We start from the raw sequence: 20,990 nt of genomic DNA on the forward strand, positions 1-20,990 counted from the left end.
GCAGTCATGCGAGGTATGCCATGAGCCACAAGATTGCCCTGAATTTCGAAGACGGCGTGACCCGTTTTATCGACGCGAGCGCCAGCGAAACCGTGGCTGACGCAGCGTACCGCCAGGGGATAAACATTCCCCTGGACTGCCGTGACGGTGCCTGCGGTACCTGCAAATGCTTCGCCGAATCCGGTGAATATGACCTGGGTGAGGAATACATCGACGATGCCCTGACCGCCGCCGAGGCCGCTGAAGGTTTTGTCCTGACCTGCCAGATGCGCGCCAGGGGTGACTGCGTGGTGCACATCCCGACGTCATCGGATGTATGCAAAACCCGCCAGTCCTCCTATGAAGGCGCCATCGAAGAAGTGCGACGCCTGTCAGACAGCACCCTGTCGTTGTCGATTCAGGGGGCCGGGCTGGCTGACCTGACATTCTTGCCGGGTCAGTACGTAAACCTGCAGGTGCCGGGCAGTGATCAGACCCGTGCCTACTCTTTCAGCTCGGTGCAGAAAGACGGGCGTGTCAGCTTCCTGATTCGCAATGTCCCCGGCGGCCTGATGAGCCATTTTCTCACCGAGCTGGCCAGGGTCGGCGACCACATGAGCCTGGCCGGCCCCCTGGGCAGCTTTTACCTGCGCCCGATCAAGCGGCCCTTGCTGTTGCTGGCCGGCGGTACCGGTCTGGCGCCGTTTACGGCCATGCTCGAGACCATCGCGCAAAAGGGCAGTGAGCATCCACTGCACCTGATCTATGGCGTGACCAACGATTTCGATCTGGTGGAAATCGACCGCTTGCAAGCCCTGGCAGCGAGCATTCCCAACTTCACCTTCAGTGCCTGCGTGGCCAACCCGCAGAGCGCATGGCCGCAAAAGGGCTATGTCACCCAGCACATTGCCCCGGAGCATCTGAATGGCGGTGATGTGGATATTTATCTGTGCGGACCGCCGCCGATGGTTGAAGCCGTGAGCCAGTACATCCGCGAGCAGGGCATTTCCCCCGCCAACTTCTACTACGAAAAATTCGCCGCCAGCGCTGCTTGAATACGCGGCTACGACAACGGGTCTGGAGATCATCATGAGCATGAGATTCAAGGATAAAGTCGCGCTGGTCACCGGCGCGGCGCAAGGCATAGGCCGCGCGGTGGTGGAACGCTTGCTGCTGGAAGGGGCCAGGGTCGTTGCGGTTGACCGCAGCGAACTGGTGCATGAACTGGCACCCCAAGCCCTGACGCTGACCGCAGACCTGGAGCGCTATGAAGATTGCCAGCAGGTGATGGCCAGGGCCGTCGAGCACTTCGGCAGGCTGGATATTCTGGTCAATAACGTAGGCGGCACTATCTGGGCCAAACCCTTCGAATATTATCTGCACGCGGAGATCGAGGCGGAGGTGCGGCGCTCGCTGTTTCCGACCCTTTGGTGCTGTCACAGCGCGCTGCCGCATATGCTGGAACAAGGCAGCGGTGTGATCGTCAATGTGTCCTCGATCGCCACCCGCGGGGTCAACCGTGTGCCCTATGGCGCAGCCAAGGGCGGGGTGAATGCACTGACCGCCTGCCTGGCCTTTGAAACCGCCGGGCGCGGTGTGCGGGTCAATGCCACCGCCCCCGGTGGCACAGATGCACCGCCGCGCCGGATTCCGCGCAACAGTGCTGCCGCCACCGAGCAAGAGCAACAGTGGTACTCGCAGATCGTCGAGCAGACCAAGGACAGCAGCTTGATGAAACGCTACGGTTCGATCGACGAACAGGTGGGGGCCATCCTGTTCCTGGCGTCCGATGACGCGTCCTATATCACCGGCGTTACCTTGCCCGTAGGCGGTGGCGACCTGGGCTGAGCCCGATACACAGCGGTACCCGAAACACAGGCGCCCAATAACAACAAGAGAATAAAAGCCATGGGAACTCTGGATGTTCATGCAATTGTCGACAATGCCCGGTTTGGCCAATTCCACTGGATGGTCATGTTGTGGTGCGCTCTGCTGCTGATTTTTGATGGTTATGACCTGTTCATCTACGGCGTGGTACTGCCGGTGATCATGCAGGAGTGGGGGCTGACGCCACTGCAGGCCGGGGCGCTGGGCAGTTATGCCTTGTTCGGCATGATGTTCGGCGCACTGGTGTTCGGCAGTCTGGCGGATCGCATCGGGCGCAAGAAAGGCATCGCGATCTGCTTTGTCCTGTTCAGTGTCGCGACCATCATCAATGGCTTTGCCAGTACGCCCACCGAGTTTGCAGTCTGGCGCTTTATAGCCGGCCTTGGCTGCGGTGGCTTGATGCCGAATGTGGTTGCGCTGATGAATGAATATGCACCCAAACGCATGCGCAGCACCCTGGTGGCCGTGATGTTCAGCGGCTACTCCCTGGGCGGCCTGATTTGTGCCGGCGCCGGAATTTACATGTTGCCCGCCTTCGGCTGGCAGTCGATGTTTCTGCTGGCGACGTTACCGTTGCTGTTGCTGCCGCTGATTCTTTATTACATGCCCGAATCCATTGGTTTTCTGGTGCGCCAAGGGCGTGATGAACAAGCCCGGGCACTGTTGCAGCGCCTGCAGCCAGGCCTTGTGATTGCAGCGGGTGACCGGCTGCTGGTTGATGACCGCAAGCAGGCAGCGGCGTCGGTGCTGGAGCTTTTTCGCGAAGGCCGGGCGGTGCGGACAGTGGCGATCTGGGTGGCATTTTTCTGTTGTCTGCTGATGGTCTATGCGCTCAGTTCCTGGCTACCGAAGTTGATGGCCAGCGCCGGTTACAGCCTGGGCTCGAGCCTGTCGTTTCTGGTGGCACTGAACCTGGGGGGCATGCTGGGTGCCATCAGTGGCGGCTGGCTTGGTGATCGGCTGAACCTGACGAAAGTCATGGTCGTCTACTTCCTGATCGCCGCTGCGGCCATCAGTCTGCTGGGCTTCAACAGCCCGACGCCGCTGCTGTACCTGCTGATAGGTGTGGCGGGCGCTACCACCATCGGCACGCAAATCCTGTTGTACGCCGGTGCCGCCCAGCTCTATGGCCTGTCCATCCGCTCCACTGGCCTGGGCTGGGCCTCGGGCATCGGCCGTAACGGTGCGATTGTCGGGCCGGTGCTGGGCGGGCTGTTAATGGGCCTGGGCCTGCCGCTGCACCTGAACTTTGTCGCCTTTGCCATCCCCGGCGTGGTGGCTGCGCTGGCCATGGCGGTCTTTGCTGTCAGCGCCAGACGGCGCACGTGTGCCCCTGCGTTGCCGGCCCGGGCAATATAAATCAATAAAAGAGGTAGTCAGAATGACCGTGAAAATTTCCCAGACCCCCGAGCTCCAGGCCTTTTTCAAGGAGGTCAGCGGTGGGGGCAACGACCAGGGCAGCCCGCGGGCCAAACAGTTGCTGCTGCGCCTGGTGAACGAGGTGGCGCGGATCGTCGAAGACCTGGAAGTGACGGATGACGAGTTCTGGGCGGCGGTGGATTATCTCAATCGCCTGGGTGCCCGTAGCGAGGCCGGGCTGCTGGTCGCCGGTCTTGGTGTCGAGCATTTTCTCGATCTATTGCAAGACGCCAAAGACGCCAGTGCCGGATACGTCGGCGGAACCCCGCGCACCATCGAAGGACCGCTGTACGTGGCCGGGGCGCCGATCAGTCAGGGCGAGGCGAGGCTCGACGATGGCAGCGAAGATGGGGTGGCGACGGTACTGTTTCTCGAGGGTGTGGTGCGCGATACCGACGGTAATCCGCTCCCGGGGGCGATTGTCGATCTCTGGCATGCCAACACCCGGGGTACCTATTCGTACTTCGACTCCAGCCAGTCGGAGTACAACCTGCGCCGACGCATCGTCACCGATGCCCAGGGCCGCTATCGCGCGCGCTCCATTGTGCCGTCCGGCTACGGCTGCAACCCGGCCGGCCCGACCCAGGAGTGTCTGGACCTGCTCGGACGCCACGGCCAGCGCCCGGCGCATATCCACTACTTCATCTCGGCTGCGGGCTACCGGCACCTGACCACCCAGATCAATCTGTCAGGGGACAAGTACCTGTGGGATGACTTTGCTTTCGCCACCCGCGACGGCCTGGTCGGCCAGGTGGTGTTTGTCGACGACCAGGCAGCTGCCCGCAACCGGGGAGTGGATGGCCGTCATGCAGAGCTTGAGTTCGACTTCCAGTTGCAGCCGGCCGCCAGTCCGTGCGGCGAGCAGCGCAGCCAGCGTCCACGGGTGTTGCAGGACAGCTGAGACCACGCCGAATGCTTATCCCGGGCCGGGTGAGGGTGCGCCGGCACTCAAATCCCGGCGACCATGAGGTACCTATGCCAACTCTGTTTCGCGACCTGTCATTGTCGGCAGTGATTGCCGGGTTTATCGCAACATTGATTTCCTACGCGGGCCCGCTGGTTATCATTTTCCATGCTGCTGAGCAGGCGCATCTGTCAGCCGTTGAGTTGTCGTCGTGGGTCTGGGCGATTTCCATCGGCTCGGCAGTGCTCGGCGCTTTCCTGTCCCTCAAGTACAAAGTTCCGGTGGTGGTGGCCTGGTCGATTCCAGGCTCGGCGCTGCTGGTGACGGCGTTGCCCCAGATCGGCCTGAATCAGGCCGTGGGTGCCTATCTGGTGGCGAACCTGTTGCTGTGGGTAATAGGTTACAGCGCTGTGTTCGATAAATTGCTGGCCCATCTGCCGGGGTCGATTGCTGCCGGGATGCAGGCCGGCATTCTGTTCAGCTTCGGTATTCAAACCTTTCGCTCGGCACCTGAGGCGCCGCTGTTGATCGGCGCGATGTTTCTGACCTATATCGGTTTTCGCAAGCTGTGGCCCCGCTATGCAGTGGCGGCTGTGCTGGTGGTGGGGGCGGGCATTGCCCTGATCAGTGGCGAGTTTCGGGGCGAGGCCCTGGTGTTCGCGTGGGCGACGCCGCAATGGATAGTGCCCGAATTCAGCCTGTCTGCCACTTTGAGTCTGGCGTTACCCATGCTGCTGGTGGCCCTGACCGGGCAGTTCATGCCCGGTATAGCCGTCCTGCGCGGCGCCGGCTATACCACGCCGGCAAGCCCGTTGATCACTGCCAGTGCCCTGGTCGGTGCATTACTGGCCCCTTTCGGCTGTCACGGGCTCAACCTTGCCGCAGTGACTGCCAGCCTGTGCACCGGACGCGAAGCCCATGAGAATCCCCGCAAGCGCTACGTCGCAGCGCTGTCGGGCAGTTTGTTGTACCTGTTACTGGGCATGGCAGGGGCAACAGTGGTGTCGGTATTTGCAGCCTTTCCCCAGGCGTTGATCGCGGGCCTGGCCGGCCTGGCGTTGTATGGCGCGATCAATGATGCTCTGGTACGCAGCGTGTCAGATGCCAAGGACCGTGATGCCGGCCTGTTCACCTTTCTGGTGACCGCATCGGGGGTTTCTTTTCTGGGTTTGTCAGCCCCTTTCTGGGGCTTGCTGCTGGGGTTGACGGTGCATGTGGTGATGCTCAAACGGCGGCCGGTCAGTGTGTGCGCAACATCCACCGAGGGTTAGCCTGGGTGCTTGTACAGCCCGGCAGGCTGTTCGAATACCTTTGAGGTATCGTGCCGAACCTTATTTGTATTGGTATTAAGACGGATCCTGGTCGAGAATCCCGAGGCCTGCTTGTAACTGTCACATTTGTACTGCGCCTGATTGATAAAAATAATATAAGAGTGACCGCCATGAATATGCCCCTGCTAAGCGAACGCAGTGAGGTGTTCAAGAACGCCGACCCCCATGCGGTATCCGGCTATGTGAATCAGCATGTCGGCAGCCATTGTATTCACCTGCCGCGCAAAGCCACTGCCCAGGCGCACTTGAATCACCGCAAGTTTGCCAGCCTGGACCTGTGCCGGATCAGCTATGGCTCCAGCGTGCGTGTGGTATCCGATGCGCTGGAGGACATCTTCCATCTGCAGGTTCTGCTGCGCGGTGACTGCCTGTGGCGTGGCCCCAACGGGGTACACCATCTGGTGCCGGGGGAGCTGTTGCTGATCAACCCCGATGATCCGGTAGACCTGACGTATTCCCATGACTGCGAAAAATTCATCCTGAAAGTGCCGAGCAGGCTGCTGGAGCAGATCTGCCAGGAGCAGCGCTGGCTTTACCCGGGCGAAGGCATCCGTTTTCTGCAACAGCGCTATGCACTGGATCAACTGCAAGCCTTTGTGCCCTTGCTGGCCACCATCTGCACCGAAGCCGAGGACGGTGCTGCGCTGGCCCGGGTTCAGGAGCATTACGCCCATATAGTTGCCAGCAAGATGTTGACCCTGATGCGCAATAACGTGCGGCGCGAACACCTGGCCTGTTCCAGCAGCACCTTCGAGCGACTGGTGAATTACATCACTTGCAACCTGCAGCAAGACATCAGTGTCCAGAGCCTGGCCGATCAGGCGCAACTGAGCGTGCGCTCGTTGTACGCCCTGTTCGAGAAGCACATGTGCACCACGCCGCAACGTTTTATCCGTGAGCAGAAACTGCTACGGATCCAGGCGTGCCTGGCCGATCCCAGCTGCAACGTGCGCAGCGTCACCGAGCTGGCCCTGGATTATGGTTTTGTCCACCTGGGGCGATTTGCCGAACAGTATCGCCGGCAGTTCGCCGAGTTGCCCTCCGACACCTTGAAGCGCCGGATGCAGGCAATGGCCCTGGCTTGATGGCGGGCCCGAGCGGCTCAACCCGGGGTGTCATCCAGCAGTTCGATCCAGTGCCGGACAGGGGTGCGCCCGGCGCCGTCGAGGTGGCTCTGGCAGCCGATGTTGGCGCTGACGATGAGCTGCGGCTGGCCGCTTTCCAGGGCGTTGAGCCGGTTGTCACGCAGCTGGCGCGACAGTTCGGGCTGGGTCAGCGAATAGGTACCCGCCGAGCCGCAACACATATGGCTGTCCGGGACCGGCGTAAGGTTGAAACCCAGGCCGGTCAGTAGCTGTTCGACCGCGCCGCCGAGTTTTTGTCCGTGCTGCAAGGTGCAGGGGCAATGGACGGCGATGGAGGTTGTAGCCTTGACCCCGAGTTGCTCCAGGGGCTCGTCACGCAGCACCTCCACCAGATCCCTGGCCAGGGCGCTGACCTGTGCGGCCCTGGCGGCATAGGCCGGATCGTGGCGCAGCAAATGCCCGTAATCCTTGATGAAGGCGCCGCAGCCGCTGGCCGTCTGGACTATGGCTTCGGCACCGTTTTCGATACCCGGCCACCATGCGTCGATATTGCGTCGGGCACGATTGAGTCCCGCCTCTTGGGCATTCAAGTGATAGTCCACGGCACCGCAGCATCCGGCCTGGCTGATCGGCGTAACGCTGATGTGCAGGCGGTCCAGTACCCGGGCCGCAGCGGCGTTGGTATTGGGGGCCAGGCTCGGCTGCACGCAGCCTTCGAGCATCAGCACCTGACGCCGGTGCCGGGTCGCGGGGCGCAACCCGGCCGGGCGCACGCTGCGCGGCAGCTTGGCCTGGAGCACCTCGGGTAACAGGGCCCGAAAGACTTCGCCGGTATTGATCACCGCTTTGAACAGCCCGGGGTTTGGCACCATCCCCAGCAGACTTTTGCGCAGCAGACGCTGGCCCAGGGGGCGCGGTACGGCCGCGTCGACCACCGCGCGGCCGATATCCAGCAGGTTGTGGTAATCCACTCCGGACGGGCAGGTGGTTTCGCAGTTGCGGCACGACAGACAGCGATCCAGGTGCAGCTGGGTCCTGGCCGTGGGCGCATGGCCTTCCAGCACTTGTTTGATCAGGTAGATGCGCCCGCGCGGGCCATCCAGCTCATCACCGAGCAATTGATAGGTGGGGCAGGTGGCGTTGCAGAAGCCGCAATGCACGCAGCTGCGCAGAATGCTTTCGGCCTCTGCTGCCCGTGGCAGCAGTGCGGCCTGCTCGCTGAGGAGGGTCTGCATGGTTCAAAACTCCGCGTACATTCGGCCCGGGTTGAAGATCCCTTGCGGGTCCAGTTGCGCCTTGAGCTGGCGGTGATAGCGCAGCAACGCGGCGGGCAATGGTTGAAAGGGGCTGTCGATCAGACCGTGGCTGTAACAGGTGGCATGGCCGCCGGCCTTTTGGGCAATAGCGCGAATGACCCCGGCATCGGCGTCGGACTTCAGCCACAGCTGGGCGCCGGCCCAATCGACCAGTTGTGCGCCGGGCAAATCAAGGGCGCCGCTGTTGTTGGGCACTGACAAGCGCCACAGCGGCGGGCCAACGTCGAAAAAGGCCAACTGCTGTTCATTCAGGTCGTTCCAGAAACCGGGGTCCAGCGCTTCGCCGCCGAGGCGTTCATGGGCAGCCGCCACCGATCCTTCGCCACCTTCCAGACGCAGGTGCAGGCGCTGCCCGTCATGGCAGGCGGCGCTGACAGGCAGGGGCTGCTGGCCCCATCGGGCAAGATTTTCCAGTGCCCGGGCGCGATCCATCTCCAGCGAAACACTGAAGCAGCGTCGGGGTTTTGGCAGCACTTTCAACGACACTTCGGTGATCAGCCCAAGGCAGCCGTAACTGCCCGTCAGCAAGCGCGACAGATCGTAACCGGCAACGTTCTTCATCACCTCGCCGCCGAAGCGCAGGTGTTTGCCCAGACCGGTGATCACCCGGGTGCCGAGGACGAAGTCGCGCACCGAGCCGGACCAGGGCCGGCGCGGGCCCGACAGGCCGGTAGCGACCATGCCGCCGACTGTGGCTCCCGGGCCGAAGGACGGCGGTTCACAGGGCAGCATCTGCCCGGCTGCGGCCAGGGTTGCGGACAACTCAGCCAGAGGGGTGCCGGCGCGGACGGTGATCACCAGCTCGGTGGGGTCGTAACTGACAATGCCGCGATGGCTGCGGGTATCGAGGACTTCACCGGCCACCGCACGCCCGAGAAACGCCTTGCTGTTGGAGCCCTGGATCAGCAATGGCGTGGCATTGGCCAGCGCCCGGTTGACCTGCTCCAGCAACGCCTGGCTGTCATCGACACTGTGTTCGGCATCCATCAAAAACGCTCCAGTTCAGGGAAGGGCAACTGGCCCATGTGCACATGCATGGCCCCGAACTCGGCGCAGCGCTGCAGGGTCGGGATATTTTTTCCGGGATTGAGCAGGCCCCGCGGGTCGAATGCGGCCTTGACCCCGTGGAACAGGGTTAGCTCATCGCTGTTGAACTGGGCACACATCTGATTGATTTTTTCACGGCCGACCCCGTGCTCGCCGGTGATGCTGCCGCCGACCTTGACGCACAGTTCAAGGATTTTGCCCCCCAGGGCCTCGGCCCGGTCCAGCTCGCCGGGCTGATTGGCATCGAACAGGATCAGCGGGTGCATATTGCCGTCGCCGGCGTGAAACACGTTGGCGACCCGCAGCCCGTACTCCCCGGCCAGGGTGGCGATCTCCTTGAGCACGGCGGGCAGTGCGCGGCGGGGAATGGTGCCGTCCATGCAGTAGTAGTCCGGGGATAACCGGCCCACTGCCGGAAACGCATTTTTGCGTCCGGCCCAGAAGCGCACCCGCTCGGCTTCGTCGCGGGCCAGACGCACCTCGGTGGCACCGGCCAGTAGCAGAACCCTGCGCACCCGCTCGCAATCGTCATGTACATCGGCTTCGACGCCGTCCAGCTCGCACAGCAGAATGGCCTGGGCGTCTACCGGATACCCGGCATGAATGAAATCTTCAGCGGCCCGGATCGCCAGGTTGTCCATCATCTCCAGGCCCGCGGGAATGATGCCCTCGGCAATGATCCGGGCCACTGCAAGCCCGGCTTTTTCCACGCAGTCGAAAGCTGCCAGCAGTACCTTGGCAACTTGCGGCCTGGGCAGCAGTTTGACCGTGACCTCAGTGATGATCCCGAGCATGCCTTCGGAGCCGGTGAATAGCGCCAGCAAGTCGAAACCGGGGGCGTCGAGGGCGTCAGAACCCAGGCTCAGGTGCTCCCCTTCGACGGTGAGAATCTCGACCCTGAGCAGGTTGTGTACGGTCAGTCCGTACTTCAGGCAATGCACGCCACCGGCGTTTTCGGCGACGTTGCCGCCGATGGAGCAGGCGATCTGGGAAGACGGGTCCGGCGCGTAATACAAACCTGTAGCGGCGGCCGCCTGGGAGATTGCCAGGTTGCGCACCCCGGGCTGAACCCGGGCACTGCGGGCGGCGGGATCAATGTGCAGAATGCGGTTGAAGCGCGCCATCACCAGCAACACGCCTTTTTCCAGCGGTAATGCACCACCGGAAAGCCCGGTGCCGGCGCCCCGTGCGACCACCGGCACCCGGCGCTGATGGCAGAGTTCGAGCAGGCCCTGTACCTGCTCAACGGTACGCGGCAGTGCCACCAGCATCGGCGTGGTGCGGTAGGCCGACAGACCGTCGCACTCGTAGGGCTTGAGATCTTCTTCCTGGTGCAGGAGATCCAGATCGGGCAAGCGTTGCTGCAGAGCCTGTAACAGCGAATCTTTATCGACGGCGGGCAGATAACCGTCAACGCGTTCGTCGTAGAGAATATTCATCGGCGATCAAGGTCCCCTGGTTGTTTTTATTGGAGGCCTGTTCACGGGAACAGTTGCCTGCATCATTGGCTCCAGGTGGCCTGCTGTCCATGTGTTGCGCGTCGGATGCAGCGTTTTTTTAAAATTCCAATTTAATACTCATATTATTCAGTCGGTTGCTGATGTCGCCCGCAGGTCTCAAGGAGCGCGCTCAGCAAGGGGGCAGTGGCGGATCCGGACGGGCTCGCCGCCATGACCGCGAGGTCCTGCCGGTCACGCGACGCCCGCCAGTGATCGCTGCACTGTTACAGGCACTCAGTCCGCGCTCGGTTTCGAATGGGCTGATGTCAGGGTATGACCTGCAAGAAAACACCCGCGTTACAGAATTGCCCTGTAGCAGGGGATGAAACGGGAACAATCTAAAGTGTGATGCTTATATAAGGCGGCGGGATATTAATTATAAAGGGCGGTGCAATCTCTCGAAGTTGAGAGTTTCACCTGTTTATGGGGATGGTTTTGACGAAGGATTATTGTATTTAATAAAACCCCTGCGCAACTTTCAGTCAGGGCGACAAGTTGATGTAAAGGGCAGGGTATTGAAGACTGCAAGTTGCGATCGACCGCAACAACTGTCGATCGCAAAAAGGTTTATTTGTTGTTGCGCTGCCCCGGGTGCCTTTATGGCCGGGCAGTCCGGGCACTGACAGAGCAGGCCCGGTAGCGGTGGATCAGGAGCCGGCGCCGAGGAACGGCAGCAACAGGTACAGCTTGATCACGATGACGTTAATGATGTCGATGAAGAACGCCCCCACCATTGGCACCACCAGAAAGGCTATCTGCGAAGGACCGTAGCGCTGTGTCACCGCCTGCATGTTGGCGATGGCCGTCGGTGTGGCACCCAGGCCGAAGCCACAGTGGCCTGCCGCCAGAACTGCAGCATCGTAGTTACTGCCCATGACCCTGAAGGTCACGAAAATGGCGTACAGGGCCATGACCAGGGTCTGTGCCACCAGCAGGATGAAAATAGGCAATGCCAGGGCTGCCAGATCCCAAAGTTTGAGCGACATCAAGGCGATGGCCAGGAACAGCGACAGGCTGACGTTGCCCAGGACCGAGACTTCACGCTCGAACACTTGATACAGGCCCAGTGCAGAAAGGCCGTTGCGCAAGATCACGCCCACAAACAGGACGCAGACGAAGGTCGGCAGCTCGAAAGCCGTGCCCTGCAGCAAGCCGTTGAGCAGGTTGCCGCCCAGCAGGCTGACGGAGATCAGCGCCAGGGTTTCGATAAAGGAAAACGGCGTGATCGAACGCTCTTCGTTGGGTTGCTCGAAGCCTTTTGGCAGTTGCACTTCTTCGTGGGTAAGGCCGGGGGTCTTGACCCGTTTGATCAGCAGACGGGCGACGGGTCCGCCGATCAGGCCACCCAGCACCAGGCCAAAGGTTGCAGAGGCCATTGCCAGTTCCGAAGCGGAGGCCAGGCCGTATTGCTCGGTGAATGTCGCGCCCCATGCCGCCCCTGTACCGTGGCCGCCGGACAAGGTTACGGAGCCGGTCAGCAGGCCCATCAGGGGGTCGAGCCCCAAAGCCGTGGCCAGACCGATGCCCATGGCGTTCTGGACCACTAAAAGTCCGGTCACCACCAGCAGGAACACGCTTACCACGCGTCCGCCTTTTTTAAGACTGGCGAAGTCCGCATTCAGGCCGATCGTGGCGAAGAACGCCAACATCAAAGGCATCTGCAGTGAAGTATCAAACCGCACTTCAACGTCGAACAGGCGCAAAGTCAGGAGCAGCAAGGCAACGACCAGGCCCCCGGCAACGGGTTCAGGAATATTGTAGGTACGCAAAAATCCGACGCGGGAAACAAGCCCGCGTCCCAGCAACAGCACCAAAGAGGCAGCCACCAGCGTTCCATAAAAATCAAGCTGAAACATCGAGGCATTCCTATTATTAGTTCAGAAGCAGACTGTCCCTTGCCAGCTTGCAGAGCGGACTGAGTGGCCTCAGCCCTGATTGATTCGAAGTACCGGCAGCCGTCACTGGCCTGCCAGTTAAATTGAAGCGCGGGATAGTAGAGGAGTCAGCGTAGTTCTGAGGCAACTTAAGTCAAACAAAATGTTTCTATGTTGCGAGTCGCGGATCGCTATGCCGGATCAATAATCCTGCGGCTGTTACCGAACTAACTATGGCGTTGGTTTACGGCCTGTTATCAGCTGGCCCGTTGGCTGTTTTCAGGCCCCCCGCCACAGGGGGCCTGAAACTTGTCAGTTGCAGCGGGCGAACGGGCAGGATCAGTGCGCCGGCACCTGATTGCGGCGCTTGAAGCGACGTCGTAGCGAGACCGCGATAAAAATCACCACCAGGGTCAAACCGCCCAGAAATATCGTATTGAACCAGGGGAAGGGTTCAGTGCGGCTGGTGGTGGACTCAATGGCCGTGATATTCGGGAACACCGAGAGGATCTTGATCCTCCATCCGTAATAGCGAATAAGTGCCAGCTGCTCGGCATCACGGGAGTAACCCTGGGCCTTGGCCTGGATGTCCGCTGAGTCGAACTTGAAATACCAGGGGAACGACCAGCCAGTGTCCTCGTTGCGATAGACCATGACATTCTTGGTATCAGGGTTTTCGGTATTGATGAAATACACATCCCGGGTCGGACCGTCAGCCGGGTTCTCAGCGTTGATGACGCCATTGTGATCGACCCGCTTGACTTCAACCCCGGTGACCATCACCACGTCGTGTTGCGGTAGAAAGTAGAACAGTCCCAGCGCCACTGCGCCCACGGCGAGCAGGGCCAGGCCCAGAATGATGCTCTTGAGCCACTTCATGCGATAACCCTGTACATAGTGTTGATTCCTGATTGCTGTTGATTGACCGTAGAGCGCCATAAACCTTGCTGATGCCGCCAAAGGCAGTGATCGATCCTGCAGGAATGCCGGGCAAGCCCTGATTTGCGCGGAACCTTATCGCAGTCTGGGCCAGGGACTACAAGTTCCGCAGATGCCTCTTACATAATTTGTATCAGTTTAGACCGTCAAGCCCGGTTTGGGGTGCTACCGGCGCCACGCCAGCAATACCACGCCGGTGGTAATCAGGCTGATACCCGCCCATTGCCGCAGGTCGAGCTTTTCGCCCAGCAGGGTCACGCCCAGTACCGCCACAATCACCACGCTGAGTTTGTCCACGGGCGCGACCAGGGACGCTTGGCCCAGTTGCAGGGCGCGGTAATAGCAAAGCCAGGAGGCGCCTGTGGCCAGGCCGGACAACACCAAAAACACATAGCTGCGGGTCGAGATTGAGCCCAGTGACTGATACTGGCCGGTGGCATAGACGATCAAGCCCAGGCTCACCAGGACCACGATGGTGCGGATAAACGTGGCGAAGTCGGAATTGATCCCGGTGATGCCGACTTTTCCAAAAATGGCGGTCATGGCGGCGAACACCGCCGAGAGCAATGCCCAGAAGGTCCAGGATGAAAAGAAAGACGAGCCCATAGGGTCAGCCTGTGTGATGAATTGAGGTGGGGTGAGCATACGCCAGCTTTCAGTGCCCCGGGACAACGCCAGCAGAGGTTCACGGGCAGCGGCTGACATGTCTGCCGCGGCCAGCCGAGAGGCTTCCCTGCGCGGTAGTGGACAGGATCGTGATCACCTGTGGGGTATGGCGCCTTGGTTGGCACTGGACACAAGGTACGAGATGAAACCTGGCGCAGACTGAGGAACAGCCCTGCAGGAGCGAGCTGGCTCCTGCAGTCGGAGGAGGGGGCTTATCCTGCCTTCAGGCTATTACCGATCTGCCACACATACAGCGGCTCGGTACCGTTGATTGTCCAGTCGCCGACAATCCGCGCCTTGTAAATCCAGGGGTTGTGCGAGGCCGCGGTGCGGGCGTTGCGCCAGTGACGGTCCAGTGACTTGCTGACGCTGACACCCGAAGCGCCCAGGGCGTTGAACAGGTCAGTGGCCGCTCGCAGAATCAGCTCCGAGACCACCACCTGGGCTTTTGCAGTTTCAATCTCGGCGTCGATATTGGCCTGGCGCTCGAGTTCCTGATCGTGGCCAAACCGCGCGACATAAGCCCGCTGCAGCGGCCCGGCGCAGCGCAGGGTCGCGGCTTCGGCTGCGTATACCTGGGCGGATATCTGTCCCACAACCTGCTGGATTTGCGCATCGCCGCGGTTGGTGTCGGCAGTGCCATGGCTGAACACCCGTTTGCGCTCGCGTATTTCTTGCGTCACATCGCGTTCTATCGCACGGCCGATGCCGGCGAGCACGGCCAGGAGTACCAGCTGGTAAAAGGCGGTCTGGTATTTGAAGCGGGTTTCGAAGGGGATCAGGTGCTCGGCAGGCAGCGGCACGTCCACATACACCGAGGTGCCGCTGCCGGTGGTGCGCTGGCCGAAACCGTCCCAGTCGTCGCTGTGGGTGACGCCGGGGTGGCGGGCATCTACCACCGCGATGACATCAGCGCCGTTGTCCGAGCGCCGGGCATACACATCAATCCAGTCGGCGAAGATACTGCCGGTGCTGTAGTACTTTGCGCCGTTAAGCACAAAGCCGGCTGCCTGCGGGCTGACTTTGGTGATGACTTCGCCTAGCTTGACCGAGCCCACTTCGGTCCAGCCATTACCCACCAGCTCGCCTGCCACGAAACGTGCGAACCAGGCATCCCGGGCCGGACCTGGCGGTGCATTGAGGCGATCTTCGACAAATGCAAAGTGGGCACGCAGTGCTTGAGGGATATTGGAGTCAGCTTCGGCCAGCTCGATCAGCAGCTCAAACAACTGGGGCACCGAAGCACCGGCCCCGCCGTGTTCGACCGGCACCCGCACCGCGCCAAAACCGGCCTGCTTGAGTAACAGGATGGATTCACGGGGCAGGTCACGGCCCTGTTCACGCACGACGTTGCCGGTGGCGATTTGCCGAAACAGCGGGCGGAAGCGATTGGCCAGGGTTTCGTAGTCGGTGCCCTGGGACAGAGGTGAGACGGTCATGGCAGTACTCCTGAAGAAAAAGATTCCTGCCTGGGGGATTGCATAGTCTGTGCCGTTTGCCCGGGCCTTTAAAAACGTCCCATGTGCACAGCGAACTGCCTGCCAGCCAACAGCGCTGCCACAACCTGTACCCAAATCGCACAGCCGCAACCCGTAGTTGCTGACGAGTCACGAGGCTGCGATCGGCAGCGAAGCTGTCGTTGATCCTGGCCCCAGGTTTATCAGCTCTATTGAGTGCCCAGGTTTTGCGACTGCTGCGCCGCCATGTGCCTCATCAGCGACTGCAAGACAGGTGTTGACGGCACGCCCTGTGCAATAGCGACTGCAATGATTTCCATTGTCGCAACGGCGTTGCAGCGCCGCAGTTTCAGGAGTAATTCGATGTCCCGCGAAATCCGTCTCAACGCTTTTGACATGAACTGTGTCGGCCACCAGTCGCCCGGCCTGTGGGCGCATCCCCGTGACCGTTCATGGCAGTACAAGGACCTCGAATACTGGACCGATCTGGCGAAAATCCTCGAGCGAGGCAAGTTCGACGGGCTGTTTATCGCCGATGTGCTGGGTATCTATGACGTCTACCGCGGTAACGGTGATGCTGCCATCCGCCAGGGCGCCCAGGTGCCGGTCAATGATCCGTTGCAGCTGATTCCACCGATGGCGCTGGTGACCGAGCACCTGGGGTTCGGCCTTACCGCTTCGCTGTCATTCGAGCACCCGTATCCCTTCGCCCGCCGCCTGTCGACCCTCGACCACCTGACCAAGGGCCGTGCCGGCTGGAACATAGTCACCTCCTATCTGGAAAGCGGCGCCAGGAACATCGGCCAGCAAGCACTGACCGAGCACGATGCGCGCTACGACTATGCCGAGGAGTACCTGCAGGTTTGCTACAAGCTGTGGGAAGGCAGCTGGGAGGAGGGGGCAATCTTGCGCGATCGCGAGCGGCGGGTATTCAGCGACCCGAGCAAGATTCATGAGATCCGCCATGTTGGCAAACACTTCCAGGTGCCGGGTATTCACCTGTGCGAACCCTCGCCCCAGCGCACGCCTCTGCTGTATCAGGCCGGCGCTTCCAGCCGTGGCCGTCAGTTTGCTGCCGAGCAGGCCGAATGCGTGTTTGTCGCCGCGCCGTCCAAGGTCTTGCTGAAAAAAACTGTCAGCGATATCCGTCGGCGTGCTGCCGAGGCGGGCCGCGATCCGGCAAAAATCCTGATCTTCAACTTGCAAACGGTGATCCTCGGCGAAACCGATGCCCTGGCCAAAGCCAAGTTTGAAGAATACAAAAGCTATGTCAGCTACGAAGGCGCGATGGCCTTGATCTCGGGCTGGACCGGTATCGACTTCAGCCAGTTCAAGCCCGATCAGGCGCTTGAAAACGTGCCCACCAATGCGATCAAATCGGCGGTGGAAACCTTCTCCAGCGCTGATCCAGATACCCTCTGGACCCCCAATGCACTGGCCGACTGGGTGGGCATCGGCGGCTTTGGCCCGCTGTTCGTCGGCGGCCCTGAAACCGTGGCCGACCTGCTTGAAGAATGGGTCGAAGAGACCGGGGTCGACGGCTTCAATCTGGCCTATGCGGTGACCCACGAGACCTTTATTGACGCCGTGGAGTTGCTGGTTCCGGAGTTGCAAAAACGTGGCGTCTACAAAAAGGAATACACCAAGGGCACCTTGCGCGAGAAGCTGTTCGGCGAAGGCCCGCTCCTGGCGGACGGGCATCCGGGGGCGGCCTGGCGCAACCTCGGTGAATTGAACCGCGGCCGACAAAAAGAGCGCGCCTGAGTCGCAACGCTGGACACCGCAGGATCTGCAGAAGATCCTGCCGGTCGAACTGTAAAACCCCCAAAGCGAGTGAATACCATGAGCGAGCCACAAGCCGGACAGGCAACCCCTGCCATCCGCGAGGCCGATGTCTTGATTGTTGGCGGTGGCCTGAGCGGCACCCTGTTGGCCATGCAACTGCTGCGCTTGCCAGGTGCCCGGCGCATCGTGCTGGTGGAGCCCCGGCCCGAGCTGGGACGTGGCGAAGCCTACAGTGCGACGCAACCGGGGCACACCCTGAACGGCAATGCGGCGCGCATGAGCGTCGAGCCGGACGATCCCGATGACCTGACCCGCTGGCTTGAAGCGCACATCGCCGCTGGTGGCTGGCCGGAGTCCGATCAACAGCATGTAGCGGTGGCCGAGCTGTTCCCGCCACGGGGGCTGTTCGGGCTGTATGCCCAGCAGAAACTGGCGCAGGCACAGCAAATCGGAGCCGCGGCAGGTTCAAGCCTGACCCACGTCCGTGATGCCGTGGTGGACCTGCAAACCCATGAACAGGGGGTCACAGTGACCCTTGGCGACGGTGGCCAATGGCAAGCCGCTGCAGCTGTGCTGGCCACCGGCATGTTCCCGGCCGCGCGTACCGCCCAGCGCCAGTCCAGCGGGCTCAATGCCGCTGCCCTGGACCCCTGGGATGTTGCAGCCTTGCGTGGTTTGCCGGTGGATGCGCGGGTACTGATCATCGGCTCCGGGCTGACCATGGTCGATGCCCTGGAGACCTTGCATCAGGCCGGGCATCGCGGTCCGATCCAGGTCTACTCGCGCCACGGGCTATTGCCCCAGGTTCGACGCCAGCCGCCGGTTTGGGAAGACTTTCTGACCCTGGCACCACAGCTGCGCAGCCCCCTGCAATTGTTCCGTGAACTGCGCCGCCAATGTCGTTTGGCACAGGCCCGGGGTATCGACTGGCAAGCACCGCTGGATACGGTACGGGTGCATATAGGCAGGCTCTGGAACCAGGCCAGCGATGCGCAACGGCGTCAGTTTGTACGCCATGTGCGGCCCTGGTGGGAAAGTCATCACCACCGTTCGCCACCCCAGGGCAATGCGTTACTGCAACGCCTGCTCAGTGAAGGCCGCCTGACGATTACCGCAGCCTCCCTGCAAGGGGTGGACGCGGTGGGCGGTCGGCCACGGATTCGTCTGCGCTACCGGGGGCAGGCTGAATCGGTATGGGTCGAAGGTGACGGGCTGATCAACTCCACCGGCATCGAGTACGACTGGCGCCGGGTGGATAAACCGCTGCCGGTACAGCTGTTGCGACGTGGGCTGGTGCAGCCCGGAAATCTGGGGTTGGGGATTGCTGCCGATGCTTCAGGTGCCGTGCTGGATGCGGCATCACAGCCTGCGCCACGGCTGTTTGCCATGGGCCCGCCATTGCGCGGAATGTGGTGGGAAAGCACTGCGGTGACCGACGTTGCCTTGCAGGCCAAGGCTCTGGCAGAGCGGTTGGCCAGGCAAGCTCGCCTGTAGGAGCGAGCTTGCTCGCGAGCTTCTCAAGAAGGCCGCGTTCATGCGGTCATCAATATAGGCTCGATAGAAAGCTCGCGAGCAAGCGCCTACAGGGTTTTATGTTGAAGGTTACAGAACCTGTGGGCGCCTGGTTATTCGGCCAGCGAGGGCTTCTGCCAGAGGTTGATCCCGCCTTCCTGGGCGAAGCGGTCGATCTCGGCCAGTTCCAGCTCGCTGAAGCTCAGGTTCTGCAACGCCGCGACGTTCTCGATGATTTGCTCCGGCCGGCTGGCACCTATCAGCGCCGAGGTCACCCGCGGATCGCGCAATGTCCAGGCCAGCGCCATCTGGGCCAGGCTTTGGCCGCGGCGTTTGGCGATCTCGTTCAGTGCACGCACATGGGCGATATTGGCGTCGGACAGATGCGAGGCTTGCAGCGAGCCACCCCCCGGACGATTGACCCGTGCATCGGCCGGTACCCCGTTGAGGTACTTGTCGGTCAGCAGCCCCTGAGCCAGCGGAGTAAAGGCAATCACGCCGGTGCCCAGCTCCTCGGTGGTGTCCAGCAGGTCCTTTTCAACCCAGCGATTAAGCAGGTTGTACGCCGGCTGGTGGATCAGCAACGGCACTTTCCACTCTTTGAGCAAGGCCGCCATTTCGCGGGTTTTTACCCCGGAATACGAGGAGATCCCGATGTACAGCGCCTTGCCCTGTTGCACTGCGGTGGCCAGGGCGCTGGCGGTTTCTTCCAGTGGCGTGTCGGGATCGAAGCGGTGCGAGTAGAAGATGTCGACATAGTCCAGCCCCAGGCGCTGCAGGCTCTGATCCAGGCTGGCCAGTACGTACTTGCGCGAACCGCCGCCCTGGCCGTACGGGCCGGGCCACATGTCCCAGCCAGCTTTACTGGAGATAATCAGCTCGTCACGGTAGTGCTTGAAGTCTTCGCGCAATAAACGGCCAAAGTTGATCTCGGCACTGCCGTAGGGCGGGCCGTAGTTGTTGGCCAGGTCAAAGTGGTTGATGCCCAGGTCGAAGGCAGTACGCAACAGCGCGCGCTGGGTGTCGATCGGCGTGCTGTCGCCAAAGTTGTGCCACAGGCCCAAAGACAGTGCTGGCAGCAGCAGCCCGCTGCGACCGGTACGGCGATAAGGGATGGATTGATAGCGGTTTTCGGCAGCGATATAAGTCATCGAATCCTCATGGGGCAGGTGTTTGGACAGGTCAGATGCACAGGTTTAGCATTCTTTCGCTTTGCGGTGTGTCATTGGGCCGGCGTTTGTTGACCGCCAGTTCGCCGATGTTGATCAGTCGGGAGCGGGTGATGTTGCGGCTCAGGCCCAGCAGTTTGGCGGTGTGGACCTGATTGTAGTGACAGAAGCGGTAGGCGGCGCGGAACAGAACCTCCTCGACTTTCTCGTGCAGGGCTGCGGGGTGTTCTTCAAAGAGTTGCTGAAAGGCCCGCTCCAGCAGGGCTTCGGCAGATTTGTCGGTGCCGGCGGGCTCCTCCTGGCGTTCGATGCGCATATTGGACAGGCGCAAATCGCCACTCTGGATCAGGCCGTCGCGGCAGATCAACAGCGTGTGATGGATCACGTTTTCCAGCTCGCGGATGTTGCCCGGCCAGCCATAGCCCTGCAGCTTGCTTTGCGCTGCAGGACTTAGCCGTACCTCGCCGTAGCCCAGGCGTTTGCTGTAGGCCTCGATAAAGTGCCGGATCAACGGCAGGATGTCGCCGGGCCGCTCGCGCAACGGGCTCAGCTCAAGGCTTACCACGTCCAGGCGATAAAACAGGTCCTCACGAAAATGCCCGGCATTAATCGCCTTTTCCAGCTGCACGTTGGTGGCCGCCAGCACCCGCACGTCGATGGGTATGCTTTTACGCGACCCCAGGCGCACCACCTCGCGCTCCTGCAGCACCCGCAGCAGCTTGACCTGGATGGCCATCGGCAAATCACCGATTTCATCGAGGAACAGGGTACCGCCGTCAGCTTCTTCGAACCAGCCGGCCTTGGCACTGAGCGCGCCGGTGAAGGCGCCTTTCTCGTGCCCAAACAGCTCCGCTTCCACCAGTGACTCCGAAAACGCGCCGCAGTTGACCGCAATGAACGGCCGGTTACGGCGTGCGCTCAGGTTGTGAAGATGGCGGGCGACCAGTTCTTTGCCGGTGCCGGTTTCACCAATGATCAGTACGCTGGCTTCGCTGGGGGCGACCTGCTGCAAATGGGCCAGCAACGCTCTGGATTTCGGGTCTTCGAATACTTGCGCGGTGGCGCGGATCGACGTTGCCAGGGCGGGTGAGGGCGGTAGCGTCAAAAGCTGCATAGGTTTC

At 61.3% G+C, this 20,990-nt stretch carries 17 protein-coding genes; 8 read left to right on the forward strand and 9 right to left on the reverse strand.

Annotated features, from left to right (window positions below; genetic code table 11):
* Positions 1-20: 20 nt before the first annotated feature.
* The 6 genes from benC to JQ848_RS09600 all read left to right on the forward strand — a co-directional run bounded on the left by benC (position 21) and on the right by JQ848_RS09600 (position 6,605).
* A complete protein-coding gene (gene benC / locus JQ848_RS09575; RefSeq protein WP_003446309.1) occupies positions 21-1,034 on the forward strand; it encodes a benzoate 1,2-dioxygenase electron transfer component BenC in 1,014 nt (337 codons plus the stop codon).
* Positions 1,035-1,068: 34 nt separating this feature from the next.
* On the forward strand, positions 1,069-1,827 hold the full coding sequence (locus JQ848_RS09580) for a 1,6-dihydroxycyclohexa-2,4-diene-1-carboxylate dehydrogenase (RefSeq protein ID WP_127197054.1): 759 nt from the start codon (positions 1,069-1,071) through the stop codon (positions 1,825-1,827).
* 60 nt (positions 1,828-1,887) lie between these two features.
* Positions 1,888-3,225 (forward strand): MFS transporter, encoded by a 1,338-nt coding sequence (locus JQ848_RS09585; protein ID WP_202210535.1) that lies wholly within the window; start codon positions 1,888-1,890, stop codon positions 3,223-3,225.
* A 22-nt stretch (positions 3,226-3,247) separates the two neighbouring features.
* On the forward strand, positions 3,248-4,186 hold the full coding sequence (gene catA, locus JQ848_RS09590) for a catechol 1,2-dioxygenase (RefSeq protein ID WP_202210536.1): 939 nt from the start codon (positions 3,248-3,250) through the stop codon (positions 4,184-4,186).
* 74 nt (positions 4,187-4,260) lie between these two features.
* Complete coding sequence (locus JQ848_RS09595; RefSeq protein WP_010657219.1) at positions 4,261-5,460, forward strand: benzoate/H(+) symporter BenE family transporter; 1,200 nt, start codon at positions 4,261-4,263, stop codon at positions 5,458-5,460.
* Positions 5,461-5,630: 170 nt separating this feature from the next.
* Positions 5,631-6,605 carry an AraC family transcriptional regulator gene (locus JQ848_RS09600; RefSeq protein ID WP_003446329.1) on the forward strand — a complete coding sequence of 325 codons (975 nt, stop codon included), beginning with the start codon at positions 5,631-5,633 and terminating at the stop codon, positions 6,603-6,605.
* A 17-nt stretch (positions 6,606-6,622) separates the two neighbouring features.
* On the opposite strand, the gene glcF is transcribed toward JQ848_RS09600, so the two are convergent.
* From glcF to JQ848_RS09635, 7 genes are all read right to left on the reverse strand, one after another.
* Positions 6,623-7,840: a glycolate oxidase subunit GlcF gene (gene glcF, locus JQ848_RS09605; RefSeq protein ID WP_003446330.1), complete on the reverse strand. Its 1,218-nt coding sequence runs from the start codon at positions 7,838-7,840 to the stop codon at positions 6,623-6,625.
* A 3-nt stretch (positions 7,841-7,843) separates the two neighbouring features.
* Positions 7,844-8,908: a glycolate oxidase subunit GlcE gene (glcE, locus tag JQ848_RS09610; protein WP_003446331.1), complete on the reverse strand. Its 1,065-nt coding sequence runs from the start codon at positions 8,906-8,908 to the stop codon at positions 7,844-7,846.
* Complete coding sequence (glcD, locus tag JQ848_RS09615) at positions 8,908-10,407, reverse strand: glycolate oxidase subunit GlcD (protein WP_202210537.1); 1,500 nt, start codon at positions 10,405-10,407, stop codon at positions 8,908-8,910. Before glcD ends, glcE begins: the two co-directional genes overlap by 1 nt.
* Positions 10,408-11,114: 707 nt before the next feature.
* Entirely contained in the window at positions 11,115-12,323 is a 1,209-nt protein-coding gene (gltS, locus tag JQ848_RS09620; protein ID WP_010657222.1) for a sodium/glutamate symporter, read from the reverse strand.
* Positions 12,324-12,680: 357 nt separating this feature from the next.
* Positions 12,681-13,220 carry a DUF1523 family protein gene (locus JQ848_RS09625; protein ID WP_003446335.1) on the reverse strand — a complete coding sequence of 180 codons (540 nt, stop codon included), beginning with the start codon at positions 13,218-13,220 and terminating at the stop codon, positions 12,681-12,683.
* 225 nt (positions 13,221-13,445) lie between these two features.
* Complete coding sequence (locus JQ848_RS09630; protein ID WP_202210538.1) at positions 13,446-13,886, reverse strand: EamA family transporter; 441 nt, start codon at positions 13,884-13,886, stop codon at positions 13,446-13,448.
* A 272-nt stretch (positions 13,887-14,158) separates the two neighbouring features.
* Positions 14,159-15,385, reverse strand: a complete 1,227-nt coding sequence (locus JQ848_RS09635; protein ID WP_202210539.1) for an acyl-CoA dehydrogenase family protein — start codon at positions 15,383-15,385, stop codon at positions 14,159-14,161.
* 381 nt (positions 15,386-15,766) lie between these two features.
* Between JQ848_RS09635 and JQ848_RS09640 the strand changes: the two genes are divergently transcribed.
* Positions 15,767-17,167, forward strand: coding sequence for an LLM class flavin-dependent oxidoreductase (locus JQ848_RS09640; protein ID WP_202210540.1), 1,401 nt, complete (start codon positions 15,767-15,769; stop codon positions 17,165-17,167).
* A 78-nt stretch (positions 17,168-17,245) separates the two neighbouring features.
* The gene (locus JQ848_RS09645) at positions 17,246-18,682 is read left to right on the forward strand and encodes an FAD/NAD(P)-binding protein (RefSeq protein ID WP_202210541.1); all 1,437 of its coding nucleotides are present in this window, start codon (positions 17,246-17,248) and stop codon (positions 18,680-18,682) included.
* Between the two features lie 131 nt (positions 18,683-18,813).
* Here JQ848_RS09645 and mgrA read toward each other — a convergent pair whose 3' ends face one another.
* The gene (mgrA, locus tag JQ848_RS09650) at positions 18,814-19,851 is read right to left on the reverse strand and encodes an L-glyceraldehyde 3-phosphate reductase (RefSeq protein WP_003446361.1); all 1,038 of its coding nucleotides are present in this window, start codon (positions 19,849-19,851) and stop codon (positions 18,814-18,816) included.
* Positions 19,852-19,882: 31 nt separating this feature from the next.
* Positions 19,883-20,983 (reverse strand): sigma-54 interaction domain-containing protein, encoded by a 1,101-nt coding sequence (locus JQ848_RS09655; RefSeq protein WP_202210542.1) that lies wholly within the window; start codon positions 20,981-20,983, stop codon positions 19,883-19,885.
* Between the last annotated feature and the right edge of the window lie 7 nt (positions 20,984-20,990).

Origin of the sequence: Pseudomonas paraversuta (assembly GCF_904067025.1) — a bacterium.
Classification (GTDB): domain Bacteria; phylum Pseudomonadota; class Gammaproteobacteria; order Pseudomonadales; family Pseudomonadaceae; genus Aquipseudomonas; species Aquipseudomonas paraversuta.